Origin of the sequence: Gorillibacterium timonense (genome assembly GCF_001457415.1) — a bacterium.
Lineage (GTDB): Bacteria > Bacillota > Bacilli > Paenibacillales > NBRC-103111 > Gorillibacterium > Gorillibacterium timonense.
This window is the reverse complement of record NZ_LN881723.1, coordinates 124,653-141,545: the sequence shown is the minus strand read 5'-3', so window position 1 is coordinate 141,545 and position 16,893 is coordinate 124,653. Positions and strand designations below refer to the sequence as shown.

16 protein-coding genes are annotated in these 16,893 nt (G+C 55.2%); 11 read left to right on the top strand and 5 right to left on the bottom strand.

Annotated elements, in window-relative coordinates; genetic code table 11:
* Positions 1-5 precede the first annotated feature (5 nt).
* The 4 genes from BN2684_RS08440 to BN2684_RS08425 form a co-directional block, all read right to left on the bottom strand.
* On the bottom strand, positions 6-1,475 hold the full coding sequence (locus BN2684_RS08440) for an aminotransferase class I/II-fold pyridoxal phosphate-dependent enzyme (protein ID WP_187385761.1): 1,470 nt from the start codon (positions 1,473-1,475) through the stop codon (positions 6-8).
* 204 nt (positions 1,476-1,679) lie between these two features.
* Positions 1,680-2,348, bottom strand: coding sequence for a TetR/AcrR family transcriptional regulator (locus BN2684_RS08435; protein WP_082651838.1), 669 nt, complete (start codon positions 2,346-2,348; stop codon positions 1,680-1,682).
* 9 nt (positions 2,349-2,357) lie between these two features.
* Complete coding sequence (locus BN2684_RS08430) at positions 2,358-3,383, bottom strand: ABC transporter permease (protein ID WP_058301743.1); 1,026 nt, start codon at positions 3,381-3,383, stop codon at positions 2,358-2,360.
* Entirely contained in the window at positions 3,380-4,126 is a 747-nt protein-coding gene (locus BN2684_RS08425; RefSeq protein ID WP_234340200.1) for an ABC transporter ATP-binding protein, read from the bottom strand. The genes BN2684_RS08430 and BN2684_RS08425 overlap by 4 nt, the downstream gene beginning before the upstream one ends.
* A gap of 312 nt (positions 4,127-4,438) precedes the next feature.
* Here BN2684_RS08425 and BN2684_RS08420 point away from each other — a divergent pair, with 312 nt between their 5' ends.
* From BN2684_RS08420 to gndA, 3 genes are all read left to right on the top strand, one after another.
* Positions 4,439-5,035 (top strand): hypothetical protein, encoded by a 597-nt coding sequence (locus tag BN2684_RS08420; RefSeq protein ID WP_058301742.1) that lies wholly within the window; start codon positions 4,439-4,441, stop codon positions 5,033-5,035.
* 253 nt (positions 5,036-5,288) lie between these two features.
* Positions 5,289-6,827, top strand: a complete 1,539-nt coding sequence (locus BN2684_RS08415) for a gluconokinase (protein ID WP_058301741.1) — start codon at positions 5,289-5,291, stop codon at positions 6,825-6,827.
* A gap of 35 nt (positions 6,828-6,862) precedes the next feature.
* On the top strand, positions 6,863-8,287 hold the full coding sequence (gene gndA / locus BN2684_RS08410) for an NADP-dependent phosphogluconate dehydrogenase (RefSeq protein WP_058301740.1): 1,425 nt from the start codon (positions 6,863-6,865) through the stop codon (positions 8,285-8,287).
* Positions 8,288-8,306: 19 nt separating this feature from the next.
* Here gndA and BN2684_RS08405 read toward each other — a convergent pair whose 3' ends face one another.
* Positions 8,307-8,597 (bottom strand): hypothetical protein, encoded by a 291-nt coding sequence (locus BN2684_RS08405; RefSeq protein ID WP_058301739.1) that lies wholly within the window; start codon positions 8,595-8,597, stop codon positions 8,307-8,309.
* A gap of 183 nt (positions 8,598-8,780) precedes the next feature.
* Between BN2684_RS08405 and BN2684_RS08400 the strand changes: the two genes are divergently transcribed.
* The 8 genes from BN2684_RS08400 (at position 8,781) to BN2684_RS08365 (ending at position 16,830) form a co-directional block, all read left to right on the top strand.
* Complete coding sequence (locus tag BN2684_RS08400; RefSeq protein ID WP_058301738.1) at positions 8,781-9,320, top strand: shikimate kinase; 540 nt, start codon at positions 8,781-8,783, stop codon at positions 9,318-9,320.
* Entirely contained in the window at positions 9,317-10,612 is a 1,296-nt protein-coding gene (aroA, locus tag BN2684_RS08395) for a 3-phosphoshikimate 1-carboxyvinyltransferase (protein WP_058301737.1), read from the top strand. The genes BN2684_RS08400 and aroA overlap by 4 nt, the downstream gene beginning before the upstream one ends.
* A gap of 2 nt (positions 10,613-10,614) precedes the next feature.
* The gene (locus BN2684_RS08390) at positions 10,615-11,043 is read left to right on the top strand and encodes a CoA-binding protein (RefSeq protein ID WP_058301736.1); all 429 of its coding nucleotides are present in this window, start codon (positions 10,615-10,617) and stop codon (positions 11,041-11,043) included.
* Between the two features lie 111 nt (positions 11,044-11,154).
* Positions 11,155-11,778 (top strand): hypothetical protein, encoded by a 624-nt coding sequence (locus BN2684_RS08385; RefSeq protein WP_058301735.1) that lies wholly within the window; start codon positions 11,155-11,157, stop codon positions 11,776-11,778.
* 247 nt (positions 11,779-12,025) lie between these two features.
* Positions 12,026-12,547: a type 1 glutamine amidotransferase domain-containing protein gene (locus BN2684_RS08380; RefSeq protein ID WP_058301734.1), complete on the top strand. Its 522-nt coding sequence runs from the start codon at positions 12,026-12,028 to the stop codon at positions 12,545-12,547.
* A 196-nt stretch (positions 12,548-12,743) separates the two neighbouring features.
* Complete coding sequence (locus BN2684_RS08375) at positions 12,744-14,630, top strand: glucose PTS transporter subunit IIA (RefSeq protein ID WP_058301733.1); 1,887 nt, start codon at positions 12,744-12,746, stop codon at positions 14,628-14,630.
* Positions 14,627-16,384 (top strand): phosphoenolpyruvate--protein phosphotransferase, encoded by a 1,758-nt coding sequence (gene ptsP, locus BN2684_RS08370; RefSeq protein WP_058301732.1) that lies wholly within the window; start codon positions 14,627-14,629, stop codon positions 16,382-16,384. Before BN2684_RS08375 ends, ptsP begins: the two co-directional genes overlap by 4 nt.
* A complete protein-coding gene (locus BN2684_RS08365; protein WP_058301731.1) occupies positions 16,381-16,830 on the top strand; it encodes a VanZ family protein in 450 nt (149 codons plus the stop codon). Before ptsP ends, BN2684_RS08365 begins: the two co-directional genes overlap by 4 nt.
* Positions 16,831-16,893 lie beyond the last annotated feature (63 nt).

The window sequence follows — 16,893 nt, the reverse complement described above, 5'->3', positions numbered from 1 at the left end:
GATAATCAGAAGATGGCCTGGGTTTCGACAATGACCTTCACATTCTGAACGGTGCGATCCTCCGGACCTTTGACAGGCAGGCCGACTTCGACATGCTCGGTGATGTAGTCGATATTCTCCTGAGAGATCACTTCTCCTGGGAGAAGGATCGGGATGCCCGGCGGATAGACATAGATAAATTCCGCGATGATTCGTCCAGCCGATTCCTTGAAGGAAACAACCTCGGTATCTCCGTAGAAAGCGTCGCGCGGAGTGAGCGACAATTGCGGAATGTCAGGAACGGTCACGACAAGTTCGTTGGCGGTCTTGATGTTGTAGTTGAGCTCGGACATGTGACGCAGGGCGTCTACGAGCAGGTTAACGCTGTCTTCGGTATCGCCTGGGGTAATCAGGCACAGAATGTTGTACATGTCGCTGAGCTCGACTTCGATGTTGTAATGCTCCCTAAGCCAATTCTCGGCATCGTATCCGGTGATGCCCAGGTGGCGGACCAGGATATTGACCTTCATCGGGTCGAAGTCGAAGGTCGCCTCCGTCCCGAGAATTTCTTCGCCGAAGCAGTAAAGACCGGGAATTTCATTAATGCTCTTGCGGGCATACTGCGCCATGCGAATGGCGCGATCCGCCATCTCCTGGCCGTTAATCGCAAGATTGCGGCGAGCCGCATCTAGAGAAGCAAGCAGAATATAAGAGGTTGAAGTCGTTGTCAGCATGCTCATGATCGTCTGGATGCGCTTCGGATTGATGCGCGGACCTTGAACGTTGAGGACGGAGCTTTGGGTCATGCTTCCGCCAAGCTTGTGAATGCTGGTGGCTGCCATGTCCGCTCCCGCCTCCATGGCGGAGATCGGAAGGTCGTCATGAAAGGGCAGGAGAGCCCCGTGAGCTTCATCGACGAGTACGACCATGTTGTAGCTGTGAACCAGATCGACAATTTCTTTCAAATCGGCGCAAACGCCGTAATAAGTCGGATTGATGACGAGAACCGCTTTGGCGTCCGGGTGAGCCTTCAAGGCTTTCTTCACCGAACGGGTGGTCACGCCGTGGTCGATCCCAAGATTGGTATCGCGGACCGGAGACAGGAAGATCGGCTTAATGCCGGCGAAGATGATCGCGGACATGACCGACTTGTGAATGTTCCGAGGGACTATGATCTTATCGCCTTCAGAGCAGGTCGACATGATCATAGTCATGATCGCTCCGCTTGTTCCCTGAACGAAGAAAAACGTTTGATCGGCGCGAAAGGTCTCTGCGGCAAGCTGTTGGGCTTCCGCAATGATGGCTGTCGGCTGATGCAGATCATCCAGCGGGGCGATGTTGATGAGATCTATGGACAAGGCATTACTGCCGATGAATTCTCTGAATTCGGGATCCATCCCTACCCCTTTTTTGTGTCCGGGAATGTGAAAAGGAACGGGGTTGCTGTCCGCATGATTTCGAAGAGCGGTCAGCAGCGGAGTACTGCGTTGATCCATGTCAGTCATCTCATCCTTTCTCTGGGCAGGGATAATCCGGCTTCTAGTGCGGCTGCCCGGTTTATGGTTAGCGGCCAAACAAAAAGAGTATAGCAGAACCGCGCCAGGAATCAAGAACATATTTTAGGGAAACGAAAAAAAGGCGCAGCCCAAAAAGGCTGCTTCCCGCATGGAGCAATCGCGCAAAAGCGGCCTTAGGTTCCTTTATTTTTTCATACCGTTCAAGATGAACTGAATACAGCGCTCGATCTCGGCTTCATCGTCCCAATCTCCATCGGGGAGGATCAGCAGACGCGTAGCCACGAAACCGATAAAGACCGACAACCATAATCGGATGATCGTCGCGGGAGGAAGCGGCGCCAACTCGCCCTTGGCCTGAAAATGAAGGACGGTGGTCGTCAGGCGATCCCCCACGTGTTGGGTAACCGTCTTCATGAACTGCTCCCGAAGCTCCGCTTGAAACGGAAGCTCCTGTAACAGAATGCGAATGACGGAGAGGTGCTTGCGCGCAAATGCATACCGGTTCATCAAGACCGAACGCAGGAAGTCTTCGAAATGATCGTAAGTCTTATCGAGTACGTGAACGAAATCTTGAATCGCGATGGGATGCAAGAGCCGCATCAGCAGTGGAGTGGTAATCGACAAGAGCAGGTCTTTCTTTGTCTTGTAATGGCGGAAGATGGTTCCTTCCGCTACTCCCGCTCTCTGGGCGATCTCGCTGGTGGACGCTGCAGCAAAGCCTTTTTCCAGGAAAATGTCGATGGCGCTCTCCAGAATTCGCTGCTGCTTCTCCGTCATCTTCTTCGGAGAGTCGCTCGTCAGCTCTTTCATGAGGGGAGAGAGCTCGCTTTGGTCAGGCGAATTCGGTTCCATATCATCACCTCAAGTTTGTCGATGTTTGCGGAGTGCGAGTACATTGAGGAGCATGAAAGCTAGCGAGAGGCCAGCTAAGACATAGGCGTCCATTGCGATGGAGCTCCAGCCCTGGCCTCTGATCATGATGCTTCTTAAGGCGTCTGCTCCGTATTTGAGCGGCATGATGTTGCTCAGCCAGCGCAGCCAGGGAGCCATCGTATCCAGATCGAACAAGCCGGAGAAGAAAACCTGGGGAACGATGATAATCGGGATGAACTGGATCATCTGGAACTCGTTCGCGGCATAGGAAGAAAGCAGGATTCCAAGCGTTAGCGCCGTTAAAGTCAAAAGAAGGGTGATGAGCAGAAGATAGCCGTATGAACCGTTCATCATTAAGCCGAGCACTTTGACGCTGTAGCCTACGATGAATATGGACTGCAGGGCGGTGAAGATCCCAAATCCGAGAGTGTAGCCTACCACGATCTCACCTTTGCGGAGTGGCGAGGCGAGAAGCCGCTCCAAGGTTCCTCCGGTGCGTTCCCGCAGGAAGGAAATGCCGGCGATCAGGAAGACCAGGAAGAAGGCGATCACACCGACCAGAACCGGTCCGAAGCTGTCAAAGGCGACCATCTCTTCAGAGCCGTGAAGGTAGCTGACCGTGGGAGCCGAGGTTGCATTCTGCGGTTGAAAGGTTTGCATGGTTTTCTGCACGAGCATCAGGACCGCTTTGTTCTTGGTCGGGTCGCTGCCCTCCAGCTGAATGTTCGGAGTGGTACCTTCTAGCTGGACGAGGGCGTCCAGATCTCCGCGCTGGAGTGCATCCTCCGCATCGGCAGAGGAATAGCTCTGAACCTCGGCGCCTGCATCGGTGAGCTTCTCCGAGAACGCGGTCGGCACGTCAACAAGCCCGAGCTTCGGCTTATAGGTGTCGCCGTTGAAGATGAAAGAGACCAAGGTCATGATCAGGAGCGGAGCAATAAACATAAGGGCCAACGTGCGGCGATCATGCAGTAGCTGGCGGACGATGCGCAGAACAAGGGCGCGGATTCTCATACGGCGGCACCTCCGTAATGCAGGAAGGCTTCTTCAATCGTCGTCGTACCTGAGCTCTCCATGAGCTCCTGTGAAGAGCCCATGGCAATCAAGGAACCGTCCCGAATCATCGCAAGCCGATCGCATTTATCCGCTTCGTCCATCACATGAGTCGTCACGACGATGGTTGTTCCCGACTTTTTCAAGGCATGCAACTCCTGCCAGATCGATTGTCGAAGGACCGGATCGATGCCGACAGTCGGTTCATCCAGAATGAGAACGGCGGGACGGTGAATCAGGGCGATGGCGAGAGATAACCTTCGGCGCATGCCGCCGGAGTAAGCGGCTGCCGGCTTGTTTAGATCGGCGGTGAGGTTGACGAGCTCCATCACTTCCTCGATGCGCCTTCGCCGCACGGAACCGGACATTCCGAACAAGGAGGCGAAGAACTCCAGGTTTTCTTTCCCGGACAGCTCCATATAGAGAGCGTCGGATTGCGCCATGTACCCGATATTCTTGAACATGGACAGTTTGGGCATCCTCTCACCGAGGAGATGGATTTCGCCTGTCGTAGCCGTATCAATGCCAGTCATCATACGGACGAGGGTTGTCTTGCCTGATCCCGACGGGCCGAGCAGACCGAAGATTTCCGCTTGCTTGATCGCTAGATGGATGCCGCGCAGTACTTCCTTTTTGCCGAAGCTCTTGGTGACCCCCTCAACTTGAATCGCTGGCTGTGGAGAACTTTCTGTGAGATTGCTCAAGCTTCTCACTCCCTTTTCCAGTTGTCGCTGCTGGTTACTTCTGCAGTCTATCATGAATAAACGAGAAATAAAAGTGAGTAATCACTCATTTTGTATTTTTTTCACAATCTCTCATTTCGATGGGAATAGAATCGGAAAATCGGTCAAAGCTTAAGAGTATAGAGGGGGCAAGCCTCTAGCAAATGGTCAAAAATCTAAGTTGCTAAAACCCTCGATTCATAATAAACTGTAAGAAATCAATGAATTGTCAGAACATTCAGATTTAAAAGTAGACAAAGAATCACATTTTGCGAATCCATGGGAGGGATTGCCGTGAACAAAAGTCATGAAGTGGAGTACTGCAACTTGGATGTGCGCTTTGACCGCCGGCTAATCCGTAATTTTATCAAGGACCTGATCCAGGAAGGCTACTCCCTCTATTGGAATGAAAGCGACCGCGAATTCGCCATCTCCATTCGTTCAGGACGAAAGCTGGTCAAACTGCAATTTCAACGAATCGGAGATCGTTTCAAAATCGTCGGCAACTACATTCTGAGGGATGAGAAGCTGGCAGAACTGATGGAGAAGCTGATTAACGATACACGGGGGCATGCCGTGGTCAAGCGGTTCAAGGACCGGCAAATCGTCATTGAGAACATCATGTTCGGGGAGATCATCCGAATGGTGGAGATCAATGGCGTTGAACGGAAGATCCTGTATGAGCGGGAACCACTCATCACCGGAGAAGAAGTATCAGCCGCCATCAAGTCCCGGCGGATTGAAGACCGCATTCCAGTATTGCGCTTGGAGATGGATTATGAGCTTGCCGTGCTGGCGGATGCTCTGGCAGCGGAAGACAGCCTGAAGATCGAAGCTGGCAAACGGCGGCTTGAAGAGCTCCGGCAGGAAATGATTACGGTAGAGATGTAAGGCAGCGAAGCCTTTAACGGATTCGAAGCCCGCAGCCGCGTAGAAAACCGCGCGGACTGCCGGGCTTTTTTCATGGTGAGCGCACGAGTACGCTGTCAACTCTACTCGCACGAGTATGACGCGACGCCAATTGGCATGGGAAGAGAGGAGGAGGCCACCGTTTTCGTGTTGACCGCGTACGAGTTGGTATCCCGTCCAGAGCTGTGATATCATGATGGGGAGAAATCGGGCAATACATAGGAAAGGGAATGGCATGAATAATCTGAAGCGCTATGTCATTGCAGCAGATATGGGGACGACTAGCGTCAAGACTCTTCTTGTTGACCGGCAAGGAACCGTCGTGCATGCTCATTCGGTGTTTTACCCCATGAGTACGCCTTCTCCAGAAATAGCGGAGCAAGATCCGGACCAGATGGCGGACGCCGTGCTTGAAGGCATTCGACAGCTGCTTCTCGAGTCTAACGCGAACGCGGATGAGATACTCTGCGTCTCCTTCAGCGCCGCGATGCATAGTCTATTGGCTGTGGATGACGAAGGAGCACCGCTCACACCGCTGATCACGTGGGCGGACAACCGAAGCGCAGCATACGCAGAAGAGCTCAAACGTTCCGGCCGCGGCAAAGAAATCTACGAACGGACCGGTACGCCGATCCACCCCATGTCCCCGTTAGTTAAGCTGCTTTGGCTGAGGGAGCATGAACCGGAGGTATTTGCCAAAGCCGGTAAATTTATCGGGATCAAGGAATATGTCTTCTTCCGGTTATTCGGAAGCTATGTTGTCGATCACTCGTCGGCAAGCGCGACCGGCCTTCTTCATATGCATACGTTAACCTGGGACAGCCTCGCCTTATCCACGGCAGGAATCGGAGAGGATCGCCTCTCTAAGCCTGTTAGCGCAAGCCACAGGGAAGTCGGATTGCCGCTCTGGGCGGTTCAGAGGACGGGGCTCGCTGCAGACACTCCATTTGTTATCGGAGCTGCAGACGGCCCGCTCGCCAATCTCGGGGCGGGAGCGGTTGTCCCGGGCTCCTGGGCGCTCACCGTTGGGACGAGTGGAGCTGTACGGACAACCGTCAGCGCGCCGCTCGCCGATCCAATGAGCCGGCTGTTCTGCTATGCGCTAGCGGACGGCCTGTGGACGGTGGGCGGGGCGATCAATAACGGCGGAATCCTGTTCCGCTGGACGCGAGATGTCTTGGCTACACAAGAGGCGGAGGAAGGCCTCCGCAGGGGAATGGACCCCTACGATTACTTGACCGAGCTTGCCCATGAAGTTCCGCCGGGGTCGGATGGGCTGATCTTCCTGCCGTACCTGCTTGGAGAGCGGTCGCCATACTGGAATTCCAACGCCCGCGGCGTGTTCTTCGGCTTGTCCATGAGCCACAGCAAGAATCACATGATTCGAGCGGTCATGGAAGGCGTCGTCTATGGCCTTCATTCGGTAGCGGCGGCGCTTGAGGAATTGACCGGGAGCGCTACGGAAGTTCGAGCTTCCGGAGGCTTCGCCCGGTCACCGCTCTGGAGGCAAATGCTGGCGGATGTTCTCGGCAAATCGGTTCATGTGATGGACAGCGTGGAAAGCTCCGGAGTGGGGGCCGCTTATCTGGGTTTGTGGGCGATGGGGGAGGTACCCGATCTGACGGGCATTCGCGACTGGACGCGGGTACAAGACTCGCATAGTCCGGACCCGGCGACCGGGGAACTATACCGGGAGTTGACCGACCAGTTCGACCGGTTGTATGAAAGGCTTGCTCCGGAATTTGACGTTATCGCACAGTTTCAGGCAAGATAGAGTCAATAAAGTCGATCAGAAAGGATGAGACAATTATGGCAGACAGCAAGCAACAGATCGGAGTCGTCGGATTGGCCGTCATGGGCCGAAATCTGGCGCTGAATATTGAAAGCAGAGGGTTCACGGTTTCGGTATACAACCGTTCCAAGGATAAGACGATCGAGCTGTTGGAGGACGCAAAAGGGAAAAACCTCGTCGGTACCTACAGCATGGAGGAATTCGTGGAATCGCTGGAACGCCCCCGCAAAATTCTCTTGATGGTAAAAGCCGGAACGGCAACCGACGCGACCATCGATCAGCTCGTTCCTCATCTGGAGGAAGGGGACATTCTTATCGACGGCGGCAACTCGTTCTTCCCGGATACCCAGCGCCGTAACCGCGAGCTGGAAGGCCGCGGCATCCGCTTCATCGGCACCGGTGTATCTGGCGGCGAAGAAGGCGCCCTGAAAGGGCCGTCGATCATGCCCGGCGGACAAAAGGATGCCTATGAGCTCGTAGAACCGATTCTGACGGCCATTTCGGCGAAGGTCGGAGGAGATCCCTGCTGCACCTACATCGGCCCGGACGGCGCCGGCCACTACGTGAAGATGGTTCATAACGGCATCGAATATGGTGACATGCAGCTGATCTCCGAAGCTTATCATCTGCTGCGGGACGTTCTTGATGTCGATGCGGAAGAGCTGCATCAGATTTTCACAGAATGGAACACGGGAGAGCTCGACAGCTACCTGATCGAAATCACCGCCGACATCTTCTCGCGCAAGGACCCGGAGACGGGCAAACCGATGGTGGATGTCATCCTCGACACCGCCGGCCAAAAGGGAACGGGCAAATGGACGAGCCAAAGCTCGCTTGATCTCGGAGTGCCGCTGTCCATCATCACCGAATCCGTGTTCGCCCGGTTCATCTCTGCCATGAAAGCGGAGCGCGTCGCGGCAAGCAAGGTTCTGAACGGACCGGCGAAGGCTCCCTTCGAAGGGGATCGCGCACAATTCATCGAAGCGGTGCGCAAAGCGCTTTACGCGAGCAAGGTTTGCTCTTATGCCCAAGGCTTTGCTCAAATGCGCCAGGCTTCGGAAGAATACAACTGGGATCTGCGGTACGGCGATATTGCCATGATCTTCCGCGGCGGCTGCATCATCCGCGCCCGCTTCCTGCAAAATATCAAGGATGCTTACGACCGTGACGCAAACCTGAAGAATCTGCTGTTGGATTCCTACTTCAAGGGTGTAGTCGAAAGCTATCAAGGCGCTTGGCGTACGGTTGTGGCGACGGCGGTTACCCGCGGAGTGCCGGTGCCTGCATTCGCATCTGCGCTGTCCTACTACGACAGCTACCGGACCGAACGCCTTCCGGCCAACCTGCTGCAAGCGCAGCGCGATTATTTCGGCGCTCATACCTTCGAGCGCGTCGACAAGGAAGGGTTCTTCCACCACAACTGGCTGGAGGATGCGGAATAAGACGTTTGCAGATCGAACATTACCGATCCGCATCCCGCATTCCGTGCGAAGCTTCCCGAAGCAGCGCTTTCCACTCCTTCTGCTCCATTCCCTTGCCGCTGGCCGGATGAAGGAGCAGAAGAGAAAGCTCGGCAAGGGCATAGTAGTTTCTCATGAGGCGCGGCCGAGGGAGTTCCGGAAGACGGACATTTCCTTCGGCCGCTTTTTGTTTCAGGGCATGGATTGCCCAGATGACATCATCGCGGCATAGCGGATACCCCGGGTCAAGCAGCTCTTCCAGCGTCCGGGACTTGTCGGGTTGAAGAGTCATAAGGAAACCTCCGATTTAGTCTTACTACAACCATACGGCGGGAATCGCCGTTTCATGCAGGGCGTGTCCGGTTTTCTTCCTGACCGGCATGAGCGGGTTCACAAAACCGTTGCCATCCTCCCGGTTTGCTGTGGTAAGATAGTGCTTAAACGCAGAAGTGCAGCGGGGTGAAACGGATTAGCGATGAACGGGAATAATATTGTACTCGTCGGTTTTATGGGAACGGGAAAATCAACGGTCGGGCAGCTGCTGGCCGAACGGTTGGAGCATGAATACTTCGATTCCGATCGCGAGGTGGAGCGCTCGTGCGGGATGACCATCCCCGAGCTTTTTGCCGCGAAGGGAGAACCCTATTTTCGTGAGATGGAAACGGAGGCGCTTCAGCGCATTCTGGGGGGTTCCGGCCGAGTCGTGTCGACTGGCGGCGGGTCTGTCTTATTGAAGAAGAATCGGCGTCTGATGCAGGAACGAAGCTTCGTCATTGAGCTGTGCGCTTCGGAAGAAACGATCGTCAGCCGGGTGGAGAAGTTCGAGAATCGTCCTCTTCTGGCCGGCAACGTGAAGGAGCGGGTGGCTGCCTTGAAGAGAGAGAGAGCAGGCGCTTACACCTTCGCTCATTATCATTTGGATACGGATGGGCTCCATCCACGAGAAGCAGTTGAGGTCATTCGGGATTGGCTGATCTCAAGCGGTTATAACGAGGGGAGACGGTTGAGTCAATGAAGGCGATTGTGAAGCCCGCAGCAAGACTTGAAGGAGAGATTCAAGCTCTTTCATCGAAAAACTATACGACGAGATATTTGCTCGTCGGAGCTTTGTCCGAAGGAACCAGTACGATCTGGTATCCGGCTCACAGCGAGGACAGCGACGCCATGCGCCGCTGCATCCGCGATCTGGGTGCGGAGCTGGAGGAAGACGAGGAGAAACTGACCATCCGCGGCTTCGGACGGTCACCGCGCGATGTGCGCGAGCTGAACGTCGGCAACGCGGGAGCGGTCCTGCGGTTTTTGATGGGCATTGCGTCCTTCTGTCCGGAAGTTACCTTTGTGAACACCTATCCCGATTCGCTCGGCAAACGCCCCCACGATGATTTAATCGATTCTCTACGACAGATAGGCGTTGAGGTGGAGGACAACGGCGGCAAGCTCCCCATCACCCTTCGGGGAGGCAATCCGCGCGGCGGCCGAATAACGGTATCTGGAGCGGTAAGCTCGCAATTCCTTAGTGCTTTGTTGTTCACGGCTCCGCTGCTAGCGGAAGACAGCGAGATTCAGGTGCTGGACGATTTGAAATCCAAGATCATCGTCGGACAGACGCTTGAAGTATTGGAGCAGGCAGGGATTCAAATTGAAGCCTCCGCTGATCTGATGCATTTCCGAATCCCGGGAGGCCAGCATTACAAGGCTCAGGATTACTATGTGCAGGGCGATTATCCGGGATCTGCGGCCATCCTGGCGGCGGCGGCGGTGGTTCCTTCGGATGTGAAGGTACTGCGCTTGTCCGAGACGAGCCGACAGGGCGAGCGCGAGGTCGTCGATGTTCTGAAGGCCATGAACGTGCCTCTGACGCATGAGAACGGAGTTGTCCATGTTCAGGGAAATGGCCGTTTGACGGCGGGCGAATTCGACGGAGACGGCTTCACGGACGGGGTGCTCGCCATGGTCGCCGCTGCAGCCTTCGCCGAGGGCACGTCCCGCTTCTATAATGTGGAGAACCTCCGGTATAAGGAATGCGACCGGATCAGCGATTTCGTCCGGGAGCTGCGCAAGGCGGGCGTTCAAGCGGAGGAGCGGCAAAGTGAAATCATCATTCACGGAAGCCCCCAAGGCGTGGAAGGCGGAGCCGAGATCGACGCACACTATGACCATCGGGTCATCATGGCGCTCACGGTGGTTGGGCTGCGTTCCCGCCAAGGGCTTGTCATTCGCGATGCGCAGCATGTGGCGAAATCGTATCCGGGCTATTTCAAGCATCTCCTTGCGCTTGGAGCCGACATTACGTTTGTGGAGGAATAAATATGTCATTTGAGAATCCATCCCGCGAGACCATCAAAAAGCTGCTTGAGGAAGCGGGCAACATCGCTGTCGTCGGCTTGTCCGACAAACCAGACCGCACTTCTTACATGGTCGCTCATGCCATGCAGTCGAGAGGGTACCGCATCATTCCGGTAAACCCGGCGGCCGACAGCATCCTTGGGGAAACCTGCTATCCGAGTCTTCTGGATATTCCCGAGCCCGTCAGCATCGTCAATGTTTTTCGGCGTAGCGACCAAGTGGTTCCGATTGCGGAGCAAGCCGTCAAGATCGGAGCCAAGGTGTTTTGGCTGCAGCAGGGGATTGTGAACGAGGAAGCGGCCCGCATCTGCGAAGAGAACGGTATTGTGGTCATCATGGACCGCTGCATCAAGGTGGAGGAAGCCGTAACAAAACCGGTGCGACCCTCCTGATTTCCCATCGAAGACCTAATGTAAAACGCTCCTTACGGGTTCAGACTAGTACTGGCTTCTTGCGGCGAATGCAGAACGCGGCGGAAGACCGAATCCTTAAGGAGGTTTGGCATGCAGAACAACCCGAATTTCCACAAGAGCAATTATCGCGGTAACCAGCCTGGTCATGATTCTTATTTGAGATCCGATTCCAAAACCCCGTCTTCGAAGCCAGTCTTCGAGCCTACGGGTCCGGTTCAGTCTTTCTATAACAAACCGAAAAAAGGTGCTTCCTACTCCAGCTCGGTCCAGTCGTTCCACACCGCGAGCTACAAGGGTGACCAACCCGGTCATGACGCGTACCTGCATTCCGACGCTTCAAGCCCGGCACAAGCTTACAGTGCCGGAAACAGCTATTCCGCCAACTCGGTTCAGTCGTTCCACACCGCGAGCTACAAAGGCGACCAACCGGGCCATGACGCCTATCTGCGTTCCGACGCTTCAAGCCCGGCGCAATCGGCCTACGGAAGCGGAAGCAGCTATGCAAGCTCGACCCAGTCGTTCCACACGGCGAGCTACAAGGGCGACCAGCCCGGCCATGACAGCTACCTGAGGGATGAAGCGATGGCTTCGGCTTCAGCAGCTGTAAGCTCTGCGGTGAGCGCAAGCTCGTTCCACACGGCGAGCTACAAGGGCGACCAACCGGGTCATGACAGCTACCTGCGTGAGGAGTCCGCAGCCACTTCCATTCAATAAACTTTGATGCCATAATCGCCATCATCGGCTACCTTGTAGGTAAGCAAAGCTCCGCCGTCCTCGGACAGGCGGAGCTTTGTCGTTAGGAAATCTTTTCGTGGATCTGGGATATACTTGTGCTTGGATCGATCAACAGCGAGGATGAGATGTGCTTGATCGGTTGGAGTACGCCTTACTGCCTTACTGGACCGCTTAAAGAATGACGGTTATGATAAGGTTGACATCAAGTAGAGGAGGAGGAAGAGAAATGGAGCTTCTCGAAAAAAACGTATTGGCATTCTGTGATACGGATTTTGAGGATTTGGAGATGTGGTATCCGGTCCTCCGCCTTCGCGAAGCGGGCGCGACTGTGACGATAGCCGGCCCTGAAGCAGGCAAGGTGTACAAAGGAAAGTACGGAGTTCCCTTGGAATCTGATATCTCTTATGCGGACGTGAATTCAAGCCGTTTTGACGGCCTTTATGTACCGGGAGGCTGGGCGCCGGATAAGATGCGCCGCGACGCGGATGTCCTCAAGCTGACCCGGGAGTTTCATGAGGCTAGCAAGCCGATCGGGCAAATCTGCCATGCTGGCTGGGTACTGGCCTCCGCAAAGATCGTGAAGGGCTACACCATGACATCTACTCCGGGAATCAAGGACGATCTTGAAAACGCCGGTGCGATCTGGGTGGACGAGGAAGTGGTGGTGGACCGAAACCTCGTTTCCGGACGGCGGCCACCGGATCTGCCGGCTTTCATGAGAGAGTTGATAAATCTGTTGAAATCGTAGTAGAAAGGTAGCAGCGGTTTTCGCCGATTGGCTGGGCGGGAACCGCTTTTTCATGACGACAGACCGCCAAGTTTATTTCGGAATTATTTTCACCGAAATAAGGACGATGTATCGTGCGGAAGGTACGAATGGAGGAGCGCCTTTACAAAAATCGGGACAACCCTTACCATACAGGATGGGGAAAGGAGAGACGCTCATGAATTGGATGGGAAGCCTGCAGCAGTTGGGACGCTCCCTCATGATGCCCATCATGGTGCTGCCGGTGGCAGCGATCTTGATCAGGCTCGGCAGTTTGCCTTGGGATCAGGCAAACCTCGGAGAAGTGGGAGACATCCTGTCGTTTGCCGGCCAATCGATTTTTACCTATCTGCCCTTCATCTTCGCGGTGGGGGTCGCACTTGGCCTTGCGGAGAATTCCGTTATCGCGGGCATGACCTCACTGAGCAGTTATTACCTGTTCAATCAGATCTCTCTCCGCTATATCGGTCCCGACTTTCAGTTCGGCATTACGGGAGGCGTCGTCATTGCCATCCTCACCGCTCTGTCTTACCATCGGTTGAAGAACGTTCAGCTGCCTGAGTATATTCAATTCTTTGGCGGTGTTCGGCTCGTCCCTCTGTTTATGGGATTTGTCACCTTGATCGTATCCTTGGTCACGGTTAAAATTGGACCTTTCGTTCGCGACGGCATGGCCTCTTTAGCCCAGTTCCTGCTTGATATGGGCGGTTTCGGCGCCTTCTTGTACGGGGTTGCCCACCGTCTTCTCGTGCCGTCCGGGCTTCACCATATCTTGAATAATGTGTATTGGTTTCAATTGGGCTCTTACCAGCGTCCCGACGGCAGCTATGTCTTCGGAGACCTGCCACGATTTTTCGCCGGTGACCCGACGGCCGGCGGCTATATGGCCGGACTGTATCCAATCATGATGTTTGCTCTCCCGGCAATCGCATTCGCGATCATCCATGAAGCCCGTGAAGATTTGAAGCCCAAAATTCGTAAGACCTTTCTCGTGGCGGCGCTTGCCTGCTTCCTGACAGGAGTGTCGGAGCCGATCGAATTCGCTTTTCTCTTCGCATCACCGTATCTATTCGGCATTCACGCCGTCCTCTCGGGGCTTGCGATGTGGCTGACCTATTCGCTGGGCATACACCATGGTTTTTCCTATTCGGCGGGCTTTATTGATTACATCATCAACTTCAACCTCTCCACGCACGGAATTTGGCTGATTCCGATCGGCCTCATCTATGGCTATGTATATTACCGCCTCTTCTGTTGGGCGATCCGCCGCTTTCGCATACCGACACCCGGGCGCGAGGAAGGCTCTCAGCTCGAAGAGTGGGCGGGCGATATTCCGTATCGGTCACCCTTGATTCTGGAAGCGCTCGGTGGCAAAAACAACATCAAAACCATCGAAGCCTGCGTAACCCGGCTTCGCCTCACGTTGGACAATGACAAGCTGCTCGATATAGCCGCCCTGAAAAACCTGGGAGCCGCCGGGGTCATCCGGCTGGGCGCCGGCAACGTGCAGGTCGTGTTCGGCACTTACTCCGATATGATCAAAGAGCAGATCGTCAAGCTCACGCGCAAGGAGATCAAGCAGGTGGCGTTTCATTCCCCGATGTCGGGCCGGATGATTCCGCTCGAAGAGGTGCCCGATCCCATCTTCGCTCAAGGCCTGGTTGGCAATGGTGTTGCTTTTATACCCGACCGCGGGGAGATGGTGTCTCCGGTCACGGGTAAGATCGTCCATGTTCATCCATCCAAGCATGCCATCGGAATTGAAACGGCGGAGGGGCTGCAGGTTCTGCTACACATGGGGATCGACACCTCCCAGCTGCAAAACTGCTTCACGGTCTATGTGAAGGAAGGCGATGAGGTGAAGCCCGGTCAGCTTCTTGCCCATTTCCAATATGAGAAGGTGAGAAAGCTGAGCAAATCGCTTGCCACCCCGATGGTCATCACCAATGCGGATATGGTGAAAACCTGGAGCTATGCTCCGTTTAAAGCAGTTAAAAAAGGTCAGGCATCTGTGCTCTCCGTACTGCTCAAAGAAGATGCCGTGGAAGGGGGAAAGCGATCTTGAATAAGGAAATTGGCGTTTCTCCAGGAATTGCCATTGGCCGAGCCTTTGTATTGCCTTCTTCCGTCTGCGAGATTCCGGAGCGGATGATGGGAGATGCCGATTTGACGGAGGAACTGGACAAGCTGATCGCGGGGATCCGTAGCAGCAAATCGGAGCTGGAATCAATTCGATCCGATATCCGAGAACTGATTGGCGAGGATGAGGCCGGGATCTTCAATGCTCATTTGGCTATCCTGGAAGATCCGATTTTTCAGAATGAGGTCCGGGAGATCATGAGGCTGCGTTCCATCGGAGCCGAGCTTGCCGTTCAGGAAGCCACCGATAAATTCGCCAGCATGTTCGATCTTCTTGATGACGATTATATGAAGGAGCGGGCCGACGATATTCGGGATGTAGGCAATCGCCTCTTGAAGCATCTTCTCGGAGAATCGGAGGAAGTGGAGTCCGCCATTCCTCTGGAAGCACCTTATATCCTGGTTGCCAAAGAAGTGACGCCCTCCGGCTTCGTGAAGCTGGGTCCGAGCAATCTGCTCGGGATCGTCACCGTCATGGGCGGAAGAACCTCGCATACGGCCATCATGGCTCGTGCGATGGGCATTCCAATGGTATCGGGACTGGACAGCAAGCTGCAGCGTTCGATTCAGACGGGGGATCTCCTCATCGTGGACGGAGATGCGGAGCGCGTTTGGGTCAACCCCGACAGCAGCATCGTCGAGGAGTATCAGCACCGCAAGGAGGAGCTGGAGAAGGAGCGTCATTCGCTCCAGGGCATCGTCTCCTTTCCTCCCGTCACGAAGGATGGCCGGCGGCTGGAGATTCTCGCCAACATCAGCTCTCTGAATGAGCTGGATCGATCGATTCAGGAAGGCATTCCCGGCGTCGGGTTGTTTCGTACGGAATTTCTGTTCATGGACCGCAGCGCGGTACCGAGCGAAGAGGAGCAATACCGCATCTACCGGGAAGCGGTGGTGCGGCACGGAGGGAATCCCCTCGTCTTCCGAGCGCTCGATATCGGCGGCGACAAGGCGATCAGCTACATCGCGCTCCCCGAGGAGGATAATCCTTCTCTCGGTCTCCGAGCGGTGCGGATCTTGCTCGCTCGCAAGGACCTGTTCCGGATTCAGCTGCGAGCCATCCTGCGCGCGGGGGCGCATGGCCCCATCCGCCTGCTATTGCCGATGGTCGGCTCTCTCGACGAGCTGAGAGAGGCGAGAGACGTCATCGAAGAGGTGAAGCAAGAGCTGCATGAGGAACAAATCCCGTTTGATGGGGACATCCCGGTCGGCATCATGATCGAAGTTCCCGCAGCGGCGCTGCTCGCCGATCTTCTTGCCCAGGAAGTGGATTTCTTCAGCATCGGCACGAACGATCTCGTTCAATATGTACTGGCCGTGGACCGGATGAACGAAGCGGTCGCGCCACTATACGAGCCTTATCATCCTGCTGTGCTGCGTCTGATCCGCAATACGGCGCAAGCGGCTTCCGATGCGGGCATTCCTGTCGGCGTTTGCGGGGAGATGGCAGGCGATCCGCTCGCCCTTCCGATCTGGCTGGGTCTTGGCATCCGGGAGATCAGCATGTCGGTTCAATCCTGTCTACCCGTGAAGAAGGCGCTTCTCGATTGTGTTGCCGCCCGCTGTGAGGAAGTTTTGACGGACGCCCTTCGCTGCAAGACGGCGGCAGAAGTCCGGCAGAAGCTATCGCTCGCCTGGGAGCAGCCGAGACAACCCCTTACGGAGGAGGCGCCGACATGAAGAAGAACAAGCTGCAAAAAACCATTATCCCCCTGCTGTTACGGTTCGGGCCTTGTCTTGTGGTCATGGCGGCGATCTTTTTCTTCTCTTCCCGCACGGGTGACGAACTTTCCAGCTGGCTGCCCTTTTTCGATAAAATCTTTCCGGGTATGCAGTCGTTTGACTGGGGCCACTTCTTTGCCTATTTTGCGCTCGGTCTCGCTTTTGTCTGGGCGGTTTCAAATGGCACCTTCACGGTGTGGGAGAGGCTGCTGGCGGTGCTGCTATGCGTCCTCTACGGCTTGACAGATGAGTACCATCAGCAGTTCGTACCGGGTCGTTCTCCTGACTGGCATGACATCCGCAATGACGGCATCGGTGCGATTTTGGCCATGCTGCTCCTGTCCGTTCCCGGTGCTCGGAAGCTCGCGTCGCGCCTCAAAGCTGCCATCAAATTCCGCTCCTGATCAAGCAGGATTCTACGGTTGCGGGTCGAAATGGTAGAGGGTAACGAAGCAGAGCGATACGAC

What these genes read in the sequence shown, in the direction of transcription:
- BN2684_RS08390 (WP_058301736.1), top strand. Translation starts at nt 10,615, where the DNA reads ATGTCATTTGAGAATCCATCCCGCGAGACCATCAAAAAGCTGCTTGAG.
- gndA (WP_058301740.1), top strand. Translation starts at nt 6,863, where the DNA reads ATGGCAGACAGCAAGCAACAGATCGGAGTCGTCGGATTGGCCGTCATG.
- BN2684_RS08440 (WP_187385761.1), bottom strand. Translation starts at nt 1,475, where the DNA reads ATGGATCAACGCAGTACTCCGCTGCTGACCGCTCTTCGAAATCATGCG.
- BN2684_RS08405 (WP_058301739.1), bottom strand. Translation starts at nt 8,597, where the DNA reads ATGACTCTTCAACCCGACAAGTCCCGGACGCTGGAAGAGCTGCTTGAC.
- BN2684_RS08385 (WP_058301735.1), top strand. Translation starts at nt 11,155, where the DNA reads ATGCAGAACAACCCGAATTTCCACAAGAGCAATTATCGCGGTAACCAG.
- BN2684_RS08430 (WP_058301743.1), bottom strand. Translation starts at nt 3,383, where the DNA reads ATGAGAATCCGCGCCCTTGTTCTGCGCATCGTCCGCCAGCTACTGCAT.
- BN2684_RS08415 (WP_058301741.1), top strand. Translation starts at nt 5,289, where the DNA reads ATGAATAATCTGAAGCGCTATGTCATTGCAGCAGATATGGGGACGACT.
- aroA (WP_058301737.1), top strand. Translation starts at nt 9,317, where the DNA reads ATGAAGGCGATTGTGAAGCCCGCAGCAAGACTTGAAGGAGAGATTCAA.
- BN2684_RS08380 (WP_058301734.1), top strand. Translation starts at nt 12,026, where the DNA reads ATGGAGCTTCTCGAAAAAAACGTATTGGCATTCTGTGATACGGATTTT.
- BN2684_RS08365 (WP_058301731.1), top strand. Translation starts at nt 16,381, where the DNA reads ATGAAGAAGAACAAGCTGCAAAAAACCATTATCCCCCTGCTGTTACGG.
- BN2684_RS08375 (WP_058301733.1), top strand. Translation starts at nt 12,744, where the DNA reads ATGAATTGGATGGGAAGCCTGCAGCAGTTGGGACGCTCCCTCATGATG.
- BN2684_RS08400 (WP_058301738.1), top strand. Translation starts at nt 8,781, where the DNA reads ATGAACGGGAATAATATTGTACTCGTCGGTTTTATGGGAACGGGAAAA.
- BN2684_RS08435 (WP_082651838.1), bottom strand. Translation starts at nt 2,348, where the DNA reads ATGGAACCGAATTCGCCTGACCAAAGCGAGCTCTCTCCCCTCATGAAA.